The organism is Porphyrobacter sp. MBR-49 (assembly GCF_053628655.1).
On record NZ_JBRJGU010000001.1, the window covers coordinates 369,413 to 382,735 of the forward strand.

11 protein-coding genes are annotated in these 13,323 nt (G+C 60.3%); 6 read left to right on the plus strand and 5 right to left on the minus strand.

Translation table 11 applies throughout. From position 1 onward, the window contains the following. Positions 1 to 124: 124 nt before the first annotated feature. Positions 125 to 1,600, minus strand: a complete 1,476-nt coding sequence (locus ACSSV3_RS01735; protein ID WP_354325910.1) for a Fic family protein — start codon at positions 1,598 to 1,600, stop codon at positions 125 to 127. A 546-nt stretch (positions 1,601 to 2,146) separates the two neighbouring features. On the opposite strand from ACSSV3_RS01735, the gene ACSSV3_RS01740 reads away from it, so the two are divergent. Continuing rightward, positions 2,147 to 2,839: a hypothetical protein gene (locus ACSSV3_RS01740; RefSeq protein ID WP_354325909.1), complete on the plus strand. Its 693-nt coding sequence runs from the start codon at positions 2,147 to 2,149 to the stop codon at positions 2,837 to 2,839. Between the two features lie 602 nt (positions 2,840 to 3,441). Here ACSSV3_RS01740 and ACSSV3_RS01745 read toward each other — a convergent pair. From ACSSV3_RS01745 to ACSSV3_RS01755, 3 genes are all read right to left on the minus strand, one after another. Then, on the minus strand, positions 3,442 to 4,614 hold the full coding sequence (locus tag ACSSV3_RS01745) for a tyrosine-type recombinase/integrase (RefSeq protein WP_354325907.1): 1,173 nt from the start codon (positions 4,612 to 4,614) through the stop codon (positions 3,442 to 3,444). 335 nt (positions 4,615 to 4,949) lie between these two features. Next, the gene (locus ACSSV3_RS01750; RefSeq protein ID WP_354326940.1) at positions 4,950 to 5,231 is read right to left on the minus strand and encodes an integration host factor subunit beta; all 282 of its coding nucleotides are present in this window, start codon (positions 5,229 to 5,231) and stop codon (positions 4,950 to 4,952) included. Between the two features lie 213 nt (positions 5,232 to 5,444). Continuing rightward, positions 5,445 to 5,798: a GntR family transcriptional regulator gene (locus ACSSV3_RS01755; RefSeq protein ID WP_354326938.1), complete on the minus strand. Its 354-nt coding sequence runs from the start codon at positions 5,796 to 5,798 to the stop codon at positions 5,445 to 5,447. 230 nt (positions 5,799 to 6,028) lie between these two features. Here ACSSV3_RS01755 and ACSSV3_RS01760 point away from each other — a divergent pair, with 230 nt between their 5' ends. The 4 genes from ACSSV3_RS01760 to ACSSV3_RS01775 all read left to right on the plus strand — a co-directional run bounded on the left by ACSSV3_RS01760 (position 6,029) and on the right by ACSSV3_RS01775 (position 11,381). Further along, on the plus strand, positions 6,029 to 7,801 hold the full coding sequence (locus tag ACSSV3_RS01760; protein ID WP_354326936.1) for a peptide MFS transporter: 1,773 nt from the start codon (positions 6,029 to 6,031) through the stop codon (positions 7,799 to 7,801). Positions 7,802 to 7,892: 91 nt separating this feature from the next. After that, on the plus strand, positions 7,893 to 9,329 hold the full coding sequence (locus tag ACSSV3_RS01765) for an amidohydrolase (RefSeq protein WP_354326934.1): 1,437 nt from the start codon (positions 7,893 to 7,895) through the stop codon (positions 9,327 to 9,329). Further along, positions 9,326 to 10,672, plus strand: coding sequence for an amidohydrolase family protein (locus ACSSV3_RS01770; protein ID WP_354326932.1), 1,347 nt, complete (start codon positions 9,326 to 9,328; stop codon positions 10,670 to 10,672). The genes ACSSV3_RS01765 and ACSSV3_RS01770 overlap by 4 nt, the downstream gene beginning before the upstream one ends. 25 nt (positions 10,673 to 10,697) lie before the next feature. Beyond that, positions 10,698 to 11,381, plus strand: a complete 684-nt coding sequence (locus ACSSV3_RS01775) for an NnrU family protein (protein WP_354326930.1) — start codon at positions 10,698 to 10,700, stop codon at positions 11,379 to 11,381. On the opposite strand, the gene ACSSV3_RS01780 is transcribed toward ACSSV3_RS01775, so the two are convergent. Next, positions 11,368 to 12,165 carry a crotonase/enoyl-CoA hydratase family protein gene (locus ACSSV3_RS01780; protein ID WP_354326928.1) on the minus strand — a complete coding sequence of 266 codons (798 nt, stop codon included), beginning with the start codon at positions 12,163 to 12,165 and terminating at the stop codon, positions 11,368 to 11,370. The genes ACSSV3_RS01775 and ACSSV3_RS01780 overlap by 14 nt on opposite strands. 116 nt (positions 12,166 to 12,281) lie before the next feature. On the opposite strand from ACSSV3_RS01780, the gene ACSSV3_RS01785 reads away from it, so the two are divergent. Beyond that, positions 12,282 to 13,322, plus strand: a complete 1,041-nt coding sequence (locus ACSSV3_RS01785; protein WP_354326926.1) for an MlaA family lipoprotein — start codon at positions 12,282 to 12,284, stop codon at positions 13,320 to 13,322. Position 13,323 lies beyond the last annotated feature (1 nt).

Consider the following 13,323-nt stretch of genomic DNA (forward strand, 5'->3'; position numbering starts at 1 on the left):
CCGAAACCCCGCCCGTTAAGGGCTTGCGCGGTGCGCGGGGGTTTGGTGGCCGTGAGGCCATAGAGCCCGACCCGAACCGCCGAAGCCTTGGCGACGGTGAGAGGGGGACGCCCAACAGGCTGATCTATTTTCTATTGTACTTGAGCTTAGCGTCTTCGCCTTCCGCAAAGGCATTGGTATCCTCCAGCATGGCACGGGCACCCTCGAAGGTGCTCCAGTCAATCATGCCTGTGTAGTTCTGTGCGATATCGAGCATACGGATGAGCGGCGTGGTGAGGCCGTTCTTGGAAAAGGCCTTGAGCGCGCCGAGGTAATCGGTGCGGTAGGCCGTGGGGATGATGATGCGTTCCTGCCCTGCCGCTACCAGTTCGGCGTTCATCATGATCCGGGCGGTGCGCCCGTTGCCGTCTGCGAAAGGATGCACTTCGCTGACGATGATCATCATGAACACCGCGCGCTGGAAGGGTTCTTCCAAGGCACGATAGAACTCGAAGCCACGCTCTAGTGTCCCGTTCACAAGCTCGGGTGTGACAAAAACGGTATTGCCCGCCTGGTTGACCTTGGTCTTATAACCACCGGGGTTCTTGTCTGGCCGCGCTTGCATGATCGTGGCGTGACGACGGCGCAGGAGCGCTTCAAATTCCTCGCTGCTCGTTGGCAGGGTGCTCATGTCCTGCGCATCGGAAACGATGCGGAACGTGCCGAGCACGTCATGGGCATCCTCTGGCCGTTCCGTGGGGATCGCGCCTTCAAAGACGATTTCGCGCGCCTCCCCGACGCTGAACTCGGTGCCCTCAATGAAATTCGAGAAGTAGGCCTCGAAGAAGGCCAGATTGGTGGCGGCTTCGCCTGCCGCTGCCGACGCGATGCGCGGGGTGGGAATAGCTTCACGCAGCGCCCCAAACAGCGTCTCAAACAGCGCAACCCGGTCGGGATCATAGGGATGTCCTGCGGCCCGTGCTTTGCCGACGGCGCTTTCGGTCTTGGCTTCCCGCGTGCCGAGGAAGGCACCGATCAAGTCGTTCAGTGCTTCGCATTCAGCCTCAAGCTCAAGGTTTGGCGCAATAGCGCGCGCGTCATCGCGCAGCTTGTTGAGGGCACCTTCACCCTGACCGCGCAAAAGCGCATCAAGGCGCTGTTCCAGTTCTTCGCGCGTCAGTGTGCGCGGCACACGTCCACCGCGCGCGCGCGACGATTTCATGTTTTCAAGATAGGCGCGCGGCGTTGATGCGAGCCGTGCGCCACCGATAAAGGGCTTATCGGTGTCGATCGCACCCTTGCCCTGACGGGGACGCAGGGTCAGGCCGGGAAGCTGTGTCTCGGTCGTCTTGGTGGAGACAAGAAAGACCGAGCCATCCTCGGCGGGCTTGTTTTCAAGCGCGGTGCGATCTGTGATCAGCGCGTCGGGGTAATAGCTGGTGATCAGGTGATACCAGTTGCGACGTACCAGTCGTTCCGGATCTTCGGTCAGATTGCGGGTGTAGAGGCGCGAGCCGATCTTGCGCAGCTCGCCTCGCTCGACAGCCTCATACACGGCCTTGGATATGGCCGTGTTTGAAACGAAGACTTCTGGGTAGGTGGCGGCGGAAAATTCGGACATTAAGGGTGCCTTTCTCCCTCATCATACCGAATTTTCTTACCTTAAGGAAGCCGGGTTCCGAAAAATACCACGTTAAGATCGCCGAGGGCGAAGCGGAATCTCGGATAAGCATTCATCTAACAGGCTCAAATCCGAATTTTATCAAGATAAGAGCGCAAAAATCCGAAAAACTGAAGCTTATCCAAAAGGCGACGGTGCTGGGTGGATATGGGTCTCGCGGCGATTGTAGCAGCTATACCGAATCTGGCAGATTGTTCCTCTAATGTTCTCATGGGAGGCCAGATGCATTTTTTGAAGGGCACAGACCCCGGCGACCGAGAAAGGGGCCACCGTCATTCGGCGGTCTTGACGGTGCGGAGCTGGCTGACAGGCCGGTCGCATCTGCCACGCGATCTGGTGGCAGCTCTTAACAGCTTGATCCCGGAGCTCGCGCGAGATGGGAAGGCCGACAGCGCACCTCATGAGGACGACACCTGAAATCTTCTGTTGGTCACGGGGGCAAAGACGTGCTAGATTTCATGAAGTTTGAATAACTTATGGCGTGTCATGTATGCACAAAAAGGCAATGCTTTATTTCTGATATTGATCGCAGTCGCACTCTTTGCGGCGCTGTCCTATGCCATCACCACTTCAAGTCGGGGTGGCTCAAACTCTAACCGCGAAAACATCCTCATTAGCGCAGCAGAGATCACGCAATATGCGGGCGCGCTTCAATCCGCAATTACACGAATGCGGTTGGTAAATGGCTGTGCTGACACTACCATTAGCTTCTGGACAGATACAAATGGAGATGGCGCAGCAACTGCTGCCGATACCTATTACAACCCAACTGCGCCGACAGATTTTAGCTGTCATGTTTTTCATCCTGTAGGCGGAGGCGTAGCTCCACAGAGTGCTCCGGCCTTAGCCAGATTGAGCGACGACTTTTCTTACAATGGCGGGCACCCAGTGATTGATGTACCGACACCCACCCCGCCTAATACGGCAGAGCTACTTTTGGCGCTCCGCGACATAAATCGAGATGTTTGCTTAGAAATAAACAAAGCTGTAGGAGTCCCACTTTCTGCTGGCGATGCTCCACAGGAACCCGACCCCGACTTCTTTACCCAGAAATTTATCGGAGTGTATGTTACAGGTAATCATATTACGTCCGCTAATATGAGAGGAAGACGAGAAGGTTGCTTCAAAAATCCTAGCGGAATGTATTTCTACTTTGCGGTACTGATTGAGCGCGCTTGATCAGGCGTATAGTCGTCAGTCAAGATCACACACGACCAATCTAGGGGCGTAAGCGATGGCCGTCTCCCGTTCGGAAGACCGAAGGGCCAACGGCCCGCCTGTTCAGGCGCGCCTTCGCGAATAAGAAGCCAGGTCGCCGGTTCCGGCTTGACTGGCAGACGATCCGCCGTTCGGCGGACTGATCGGAAACGAAGGTGGTGCGGGCGGCCGGACTTGAACCGGCACGGGCAAAGCCCGACGGATTTTCTTACCAGCTACGACTTTCGTCGCCGCCCCAAAGGACGTTTGTGGTCTGGACTATCCCTTCACCCTGCCCCGAAGATCGGGGGTTAGGCGCTGCCCGTCTAGTCTCTACACCTTCCCTCTTGCGAGGGCTTGGCTCGGGATTGCCATTTGAAAGGTTTCCCCGAATTTGAGCAGTTCTGCACTGGGGGTTTCCCCCCAGGCACTCATTTCCTTAGCTTAAGTCCGTTGCGTCTACCGATTCCGCCACGCCCGCAAAGCCACATCTTAGTCTAGGCGGAACGTGGCGGGCTGCCAAGGACGGAAGAGGAAAGCTGCTTCCATAATCTTAGGGGCGTCCGTCGCGGAGGCTCCTGTCCTCATTTTTTCGGTCGCCGGGTGTTGATGGCCCCGGCGTCGATCATGTCCTTGATGTGAGAGGCGTAGTATTTCTCGATCATTTCGACGCTGGTGCGGCAGTTTTTGGCCACCTGATAGATGTCGGCCCCTTCCATGAGCCGGAAGCTGATGTAGGTATGGCGAAGGCTGTAAGTCGTGCGGGCGTTGCCCTCACGGTCCTTCTTCATATCGAGTTCGTCGAGGATAGTGTTGAACAGCTCGCGCTGGATAGTCGGGAAAAGCAAATCGGTCGCCTTTCGACCATGCCGCTTCACGACGCGCTGGAACGGTAACACCGCGCCGGGCATCGTCTTGCAATAGCCGACGCCGCGCTTGCCGCGCACGGCGATATGAAGAATCTTTTGCTTATCTGGGCCGTCGATTGCGATCTCCACGTCGCGCACCTCGATGCGCCGGGCTTCGTCTGGGCGAAGCCCGCTGTTCACCATGAACAGGATGTAGTCGTGGAGATCTTCGCAAGCCGACCGCCACCGCTCCTTCTTAGGGTTCTTCGCCCGGTCGCCGGTCGCCTTATAGAGCTGCTTATACTCCTCCGGCGAAAACCATGCGCGGTGGCTGATTTTCCCTGACGCCTTGTAGGGTGCAGATATGTTGGGGAGGTAAGCCAGCCAACCGTGCCGCTCGGCTGTCTTGAGGACGTGCCGTAGCGTGATGATTTCTTGATGCAGGGTGTTTCGCGCCGGTCGCTGGGGTGTCTTCTTATCCCTTGCGACTCCGGTCTTCATCCGGTGGGCACGATACTCCTGCACGAGTCCGGGGGTGATTTCCTCCACCATCTTGTCCCCAAAGAAGGGGATCAGATGGACTCTGAGTCGGATGCCATGACTCTTGATATATTGGGCGTTTCGCTCGCCTTCCATGATCGCACCGTATTCGGCGAGGAAATGGTCGGCGGCTTTCGTGAAGGGTGTGCCTTCCCTGATTTCGCCTTGGCGGTATTTGCCAAGGAGGCCGAGATACCAGTCCCGCGCAACGTCCTTGGCGCGGGCAAGACTCTCTTCCTTGGTCGTCGTTCGCTTCTGTCGTCCTGCGATCGTGCAGGAGCATTGCCAATGCGGACTGCCAGCCCGGATATAGAGTTGGACTTTGCCATCGAGCATCTTGTGGCGAGCGGTAATATCAGCGGTCGTCATGGTGGGCACCATATATGAGCGTTTTGTGCTAGCAATGTGCTAGGCGCTCATCCTTCTATTGTGCCTCTATCTAACTGATTTTGCTACATATATTTTGTAAGTCGTTGGATATTATGTGCTTTTAAGTCCCCGGCGTCTACCATTCCGCCACACCCGCAAGATGCGCGACGGCTCATGGCACATCTTGCCTGCGCAATGCCAGAGCCTGCCGGCGCGTGGCTGCGCGGTGGCGGGTAATTTGAACAATGGGATGCACAGTTGCGGTGTGCGGGGCGCCAATGTTTCACGTGAAACATTGGCGCCCCGCGACTCCGTTACCGCTTTCCGTGCAGCGCTTACGCTTTGTTCAAGCGCTCGCGGATTTCCTTGCCGGCCTTGAAATAGGGCACACGCTTGGACGGCACGGGCACCGTTTCACCGGTGCGCGGGTTGCGCCCGCTGCGCGCTTCGCGTTCGCGCGTCGAAAACGCGCCAAAACCGCGCAATTCGACTCGACCTCCCTCGGCCAATCGCTGAGCGATCTCGTCAAAGAAGATATCCACCACCTGCTCGACTTCGTCGGCGCGCAGTTCGGGATTGTCTTTGTGTAATGCCTGCAACAACTCGGATCTGATCATGGTGATCTCCCGGTGCCCATGGGCGGTCTGGCCGCCATATCACACCGTAAGCGGGTTTGACCCCGCGGTTTCCCTCAACTCGCCTCCGACCCGTAAGGCGCCCCCATTAATCGCAGCGCGCAGCCGGATGCAATCCCGCAACGTCTGACAATGAACAGATTGTCATAAATCGGGAAAACGCGCAACTTCCACGCGTGTCAGCAGGCGAATAATTCAGTCGGCCAGCATCATATCGGCGGGGTTGAGGCCGAGCCGTTCCATCCTGGCACGGATTTCGGGCCATTCCTCGCGCAGGAAAGCTTCGCGATCGGCCGCGCGCAGGCGTTCTGCGGCACCGCGCACCACATACATGCCAACCCCGCGTTGCACTTCGACCAAGCCATCATTCTGGAACTGCTGATAGGCTTTGGCCACGGTCAGCGGATTGGCCCCCTGCTCCGCCGCGAGCGCGCGCACCGATGGCAGCATCGCGCCTTCCGGATATTCGCCGTCGATAATCGCCGCGGCAATCTGATCGCGCAGCTTGAGATAGACGGGCCGGTTGGCGCTTGGGCGGTTGGCGTTCATGGTGATGGGCTGTCCCTTACGAGGTGCATCAGTGCCATAATACAGCCACGCGGTCAAGGCGAGGGGGTGGTGGGGGCGGCGGCAAGGGGGTGGCGGGGGCGGTCTACGTCGTGCCAAAGCACATCCTGAACAATCACGCGCAACAAAAGCTTCACACGCGCAAATGATACGCTAGGTTGCGTCCCCATGGGATCGCGCCGGAGGGGCGCGCAAAAGGGATATCTGCATAAATGGCAACGCAAGAGCTTCCGCACGGGGACAGCGCCGGGACTTTTCTCGGCCACCCCAAGGGTCTGTTCGTCCTGTTCTTCGCCGAGATGTGGGAGCGCTTTTCCTATTACGGGATGCGCGCACTGCTGATCTTCTACCTGACCAAGCACTGGTTGTTTGACGATAGCCAGGCGGGGGTGATCTACGGCGCATATACCGCGCTGGTGTATATCACTCCGGTGCTGGGCGGTTATCTGGCGGACAAGTATCTTGGCCAGCGCAAGGCGGTCACATTCGGCGCAATTCTGCTGACTTTCGGCCACTTTCTCATGGGCTTTGAAGGCAGTGGCGGACAGGATGCGGCCAGCCTCAATATTTTCTGGCTGGCGCTTGCCTTCATCATCGTCGGTTCCGGCTTTCTCAAGGCCAACATTTCGGTGATCGTTGGGCAACTGTACCCGCGCACCGACGTGCGCCGCGATGGTGCCTATACGATCTTCTACATGGGGATTAACCTCGGCGCTGCACTGGGATCGATTTTGTGCGGATATCTGGGTGAGACCTATGGCTGGGCCTACGGCTTTGGCGCGGCCGGCTTTGGCATGTTGCTTGGCCTGATCGTGTTCACGATTTTCAAACCGCTCCTGCTGGGGCGCGGTGAACCGAGCGATCCGGCAAAGCTCGCCGGGTCGGTGATGGGCATCAAGCTCGAATGGCTGCTTTATGCAGTTGGCCTGATCGCGGTGATCACGTGTTGGTGGCTGGTGCAGAATCAGGCCGTGGTTGGCACCTTGCTCGGCGTGGGCGGCACGATCCTGATCCTCTATGTGCTGGGTGAGGCGACCTTCCGCTTCGTGCACGGCTCCTACGCTGCCTCGCCGACACTGCCGCTCGCGATTTTCGGGCTGGGCGGACTGCTGGCGATTGTCGCCTTCATCGGGATGTTCCTTGGCAGCATATCCGAAACAGGTGCGCTCAATCTGACGCTGGCTGGTTTCGGAGTGTCGCTGCTGGTGGTCATCTGGCAGTCAATCATCAACCGCAATCAGGACCGTGACCGCATCTTTGCCGCGATGTTCCTCATCCTCGGTTCGATTCTGTTCTGGGCCTTGTTCGAACAGGCGGGGTCATCGCTCAACCTGTTCACCGACCGCCATGTTGATCGCTCGATGCTGGGTTTCGACGTGCCGGCTTCAATGTTCCAGTCGATCAACGCGATCTATATCGTGCTGCTTGCGCCGTTCTTCGCGTGGCTGTGGACGTCGCTGGGCCGCCGTGGGCTTGAACCTTCGACCCCGGCCAAGTTCGGTTTGGCCTTGATGCAGCTTGGTGCTGGTTTCCTGGTGCTGGTGGCAGGCGCTGCGACCGGTAACATGACCCCGGTCATCTTCATCTTCCTGATCTATCTGCTGCATACGACCGGCGAATTGTGCCTTTCGCCGGTGGGCCTGTCGGCAATGAACCGCCTTGCCCCTGCCCACATGGCGTCGCTGATCATGGGGACGTGGTTCTTCGCTTCGGCCACCGGCAATTTTGTCGCGGGCCTGATCGCGGCTGCAACAGGTTCCGAAGCAGCGTCGGGCGAGGGTGCGGGCAAGCAGGTCGTGCTCGACGTTTACAATCAGATCGGCTGGCTGGCGATTGCCGTTGGTGTTGGCGTGATTGTGATCAGCCCGCTGATCAAGAAGCTGATGCACCTCGACACGCTCAAGGATGATGGTCTGGCAGGCGAAGCCGAACTGGGCGAAGCTGCCGCAGCCGGGATCCACCCCGCGACCCGTCCGGCTGAATAGTCGCAGGGTTCGCACGAAAACTCGTCCAGCGGCATGGACAACCCTTCGTTTCCTCGGCACACTTCGCGCCGGGGAAACGGAAGGGTTTTCGATGATCTCAAGACAAAATCTGCGTGCGCGCATCGGCGCATTTGCCACTCTCGCCAGCGCGCTTGCGCTCAGCGCCTGCGCCACAACCGGGAATGCTGGCGGGAACGCTGGCGGGGGCGATGTTGCCAGCACCAAGGCGGACGACAAGAAATTCGCCGCCAAGGTTGAATCCGACGGCGTATTCCTCTCGACCTATAAGCCCTACCCCAACATCGCCACTGCGATCCGCGGCGCGACCATCTATGACGGCAAAGGCGGCACAATCGAGAACGGCGTGGTGTTCATGAGCGGGGGCAAGATCACCTCGGTCGGCGGGCCGGACACCCCGATCCCGGCGGATATTGCGGTGTTTGATGGCAGTGGCAAATTCGTCACCCCCGGCATCATCGACATCCACTCGCACCTTGGCGATTATCCCTCGCCCAGCGTCAACGCGCATTCGGACGGGAACGAGGCGACCAGCCCGACCACGCCCGAGGTCTGGGCCGAACATTCGGTCTGGCCGCAAGACCCCGGCTTTACCCGCGCGCTCGCCAATGGCGGGATCACGGCGCTGCAAATCCTGCCCGGCTCGGCCAACCTGATGGGTGGGCGTTCGGTCACGCTGAAAAACGTCGCCGCGCGCACGGTGCAGGGGATGAAGTTCCCCGGCGCGCCTTACGGCATGAAAATGGCCTGCGGGGAGAATCCCAAGCGTGTTTATGGCAGCCGTGGGCGGATGCCTTCGACCCGGATGGGCAATTTCGCGGTCAACCGCGACACCTGGCTCGATGCGATCGATTACGCCAATGACCCTAAGGCCAAACGCGATCTCGGCAAGGAAACGCTGGTCGGCGTGCTCAAGGGCGATATCCTGATCCACAACCATTGCTACCGCGCCGATGAAATGGCGCTGGTTTTGGATATGGCCAAGGAAATGGGATACAAAGTCAGCGCCTTCCACCACGCGGTTGAAGCCTACAAGATCGGCGATCTGCTGCGTGAAAACGATGTGTGCAGCGCGATCTGGGCCGATTGGTATGGCTTCAAGATGGAAAGCTATGACGGCATTCTCGAAAACGCGGCCTTCCTGCAACGCGAAGGCGCCTGCGTGGTGATCCATTCGGATGACAAGAACGATATTCAGCGATTGAATCAGGAGGCTGCCAAGGCGCAGGCGGCGGGCCTCAGGCTCGGCATCGACATTCCCGATGCGACCGCGATCCAGTGGATCACCTATAACGCCGCCAAGGCGATGGGGATCGAAGACATGACCGGCAGCCTCGAAGTCGGCAAGATGGCCGATGTGGTGCTGTGGAACGGCGATCCGCTGAGTGTGTATTCAAGGCCCGAAAAGGTCTGGATCGACGGCGCGCTGATGTTTGATGCGACCAACCCCAAGATGCGGCCCGTCAGCGATTTTGAACTGGGCCAGCCCGGCGAAGGAGATGTGAAATGAACGGCGCAGCAAAAACGCGGCGCCTGCGACCGCTCGGCGCTTTGGGAATTGCGCTTGGGCTTGCCGGAGCCTTCGTCGGCTACAAGGCCAGCGCGCAGGATGTTACCATCACCAACGCCCGCGTCGTAATTGGCGATGGCGGCGCGCCGATTGACGGCGGCACCGTGGTCGTGCGCGGCGGCAGCGTGGTCTATGCCGGGCCTGCCAGCGGCGCGCCCACGGGTGGGGCAAGTGTTGATGCGGGCGGAGCATGGGTGACACCCGGCCTGTTCGCCACGGTCACATCGCTGGGCCTGTCGGATGTTTCGGCGGTGAGCGAATCGAACGATATTTCCGCGCGCGGCACCCCGTTCAGTGCGGCATTGGATACCTCCACCGCGATCAATCCGGCTTCGCAGCACATCCTTGTCCACCGCGCTGCCGGGATCACCCGCGCGGCCACCACCACCATGCCCGCCGGATCGATCTTTGCCGGGCAGGGCGCGATCATCGATCTGGACGGCGATGCCAACCCGGTGATGCAGGCGCGCGCGTTCCAGATGATCAATCTGGGCGAAGGCGGGGCGCAGCGCGCAGGCGGCAGCCGGGTTGCGGCCTACGCCTTGCTGAGCGCGGCGTTGCGCGAAGCGCAGGCACTGGTCGGCAAGTCCGGGATTCCGCAGACCACCGAAATCACCAAGGATGATGACGTGCTGCTCACCCGCTTCGATGCCGAGGCGCTGGTGCCGGTGGTGACGGGGCGGCAGAAACTCTATGTCGCGGTAGAACGGGCGGCGGATATTCGCGCTGTGCTGGGGCTCAAATCGCAATACCCAAGGCTTGATATGGTGCTGGTCGGCGCGAACGAAGGGTGGCTGGTGGCCGATGCCATCGCCGCAGCGGGCGTGCCGGTGATCGCCGATGGGCTGACCGACCTGCCCGAAACCTTTGAACAATTGGGTGCCACCCAAAGCAATGCCGGGCGGCTGGCGCGCGCCGGGGTGAAGGTGGCGATCAATGCGTCAACCATGCAGGATCCGCGCCGTTTGCAGCAGGTGGCAGGCAATCTGGTCGCGCTGACCCGGATGCCCGGCGCGACGGGCATGGATTGGGGCAAGGCCTTTGCCGCGATCAGCTCTGTCCCCGCCGATATCAGCGGCATGGGCGGCAAGGCAGGTGTGCTGAAAGCAGGCGCGCTGGGCGATGTGGTAATGTGGGATGGTGATCCGCTCGAAGTCGGCTCTGTGCCGACGCGGGTGTTCATCGGCGGGGTCGAACAAAACCTTGAAAACCACCAGACCGGCTTGCGCGACCGCTACCGCAACCTTGATGAAAGTGCGCGGCCCAAGGCTTACGACTGGTAGGCGAGACCTAACGGAGGATGCACGCATGGACGGATCACTTGTTGCGCTGATCGCGGCGAATATCGCCTTTGTCGGCACGCATTTTACCATGTCGCATCCGCTGCGCAGCACGCTTGTGAAGGCCTTGGGCGTGGGAGGCTTTCAGATCGTCTATTCGCTGGTGAGCTTTGCGACGCTGGCGTGGGTCTATATCGCGTTCAAAGCCGCGCCGCCTACCGACCTGCCGCGTTCGGGCGAGATCGGTTGGATCATTGCCACGTTGCTGACCCTGCCCGCGATGATCCTGCTGGCCGGTTCACTGATCGGCAACCCCGCGCTGCCGACCCCGATGGCGCAAACGCAAGCGCGCGCTGAGCCTCGGGGCGTGTTCCTCGTCACCCGCCATCCGATGATGTGGGGTATCGCGTTGTGGGCGCTCTCACACATCGTGCTGTGGTGGAGCACCCGCACGCTGATCACCGCGCTGGCGATGGGCGTGCTCGCGCTGGTCGGCGCGCATTTGCAGGACGCCAAGAAACGGGCGCTGATGGGCGATGCCTGGGCGACGTGGGAACAAAGGACCAGTTACTGGCCGCGCTGGGGCAAGTTTTTGTCGGTCGGCGCGGTGCCGCTGGTCGGGGGCGTTGTGTTGTGGCTGATCGCCAGCTGGCTGCATTTCTACGTCGCAGGCATCCCGGCGGGGCTGTGGCGCCTGATTACTCTCCCGTAAACACCGCGCCGCGTTTTTCGATCAGCGCGGAGACGCCTTCGGCATGGTCGGCGGTGGTGTGCATCATCGCCTGCGTGTTCGCCGCCATTTCCAGCGCAGAATCATAGCTGATCTGCTGTCCCTGACGCAGCAGGTTCTTGGTCTGGCGCAGCGCGTGCGGGGGTAGCGCGGCGATTTTGGCGGCGAGCGCGCGGGCTTCATCCATCAGCGCATCGGCTGCGACCACCCGGCTGACCAGCCCCCAATCCTTCGCCGTTGCCGCGTCGATCACGTCGCCGGTGTAGAACAGTTCCGCCGCGCGGCTCATCCCGATCACGCGGGGAAGAATCCAGGTGCCGCCATCGCCGGGGATGATGCCGAGTTTGAGGAACGTCACCCCGAACTTCGCGCTTTCGGAAGCAATGCGGATATCGGCGAGGCAGGCGACATCGCAGCCCAGCCCGATCGCCGGGCCATTGACCGCCGCGATTACCGGCACGCGGATGCCATAGAGCGCGCGCAGCATCAGGTGGATATTATCGCGATAGCCGTCCGAGATCGCGGGCGCGGTGCCGCCAAACGTGCCCGCCTTGTTCTGCATCGCCTTGATATCGCCGCCTGCGCTGAACGCCCGCCCTGCGCCGGTCAGGATTACCACCCGGCATTCCATATCGCGGTTGATCGCATTGACGACCGCCACAAACGCATCCCCGTCGCCCGGCGCGCCGAGCGGGTTCATCGTTTCCGCCCGGTTGAGCGTGAGAATGGTGACGGGGCCTTCGCGGGTGATCTGGATCAGCGACATGGAAACCTTGCACAAATGCGATAGACGGTTAAGCGGAGGTATAGCGAGGGTGGATAAAGAGCAACAAGTGTCATGATGCCCATCGCCTATGCGCAAAGGGAAAGCGGAGAGTTATAATGCCGGGCCTTTTGCTGATTTCCGCACCACCTGCGTTGTTTGGCGCTGCTCTGTCAGCGGCCGGGCCGGTGCCCGCGACGCCGCCCCAAACATACCTGCCCGTGACCCCGATCATGTGGAGTCTGGCAGCTGTGCAGGATAGTGCCCCGCCTGCCGATGCTGACCCCGCCACGGCGCCAAGCGAGGAACAGGATGATGATGCGCAGGGCAATGAAATCATCATCGAAGGCACCTATGGCCCGCCTGCAAACGACCCGGTCGAGCGGTTCAATGCTGAAAGCTATCGCATCACGCAGGCGGTTGATCAGGCGCTGGTTGAACCGCTGGCCTATGCCTATCGCGATGGCTTGCCCGAGCCAATCCGCGATGGGTTGGGCAACGTCGTGCGCAATCTTGCCGAGCCGAGCAATGCGCTCAATTTCCTGCTGCAAGGCAAGGTTGGCAAGGCGTTTGAAACGCTTGGGCGGCTGGCGATCAATTCAACCTTCGGATTAGGCGGGCTGATTGATATTGCTGGCAAGCCCGGCATCGGCCTGCCTTATCGCCGCAATGGGTTCGCCAATACTTTTGGCTATTACGGGGGTGGGTCGGGGCCGTATCTCTATCTGCCGATCACCGGCGCGACGACGGTGCGCGACACGGCGGGCGGCCTGCTGGATCAGGCGCTGCTGCCGTTTGTGGTTGGCAAGCCGTTCAGCAAGATCGAATTCGCGGCGACCTATTTCGTGGTCAACGGTCTGGATTCGCGGCTTGAATTCGATGCCGAGCTGGCGGAAATCCGCGAGTCCGAGGATCCTTACGGAATGCGGCGCGATACCTACCTTGCCCGGCGCGAACGCGAAATCGCGGCGCTGAAGGGTGAAGTGATCCCTGAACCCGAGCCGGAACTTGAATTGCAAACCGAGCCGGAGCTGGAGGCAAACCCCGAAACTGCACCCGAAAACGCCCCTGAAATCACCAATAACACGGCCCCGCAGAGTAACCCCACGCTGACCGAACGCGTGCAAATCACCGCCAGCACCGCGCCCGCCGGACGTTAGG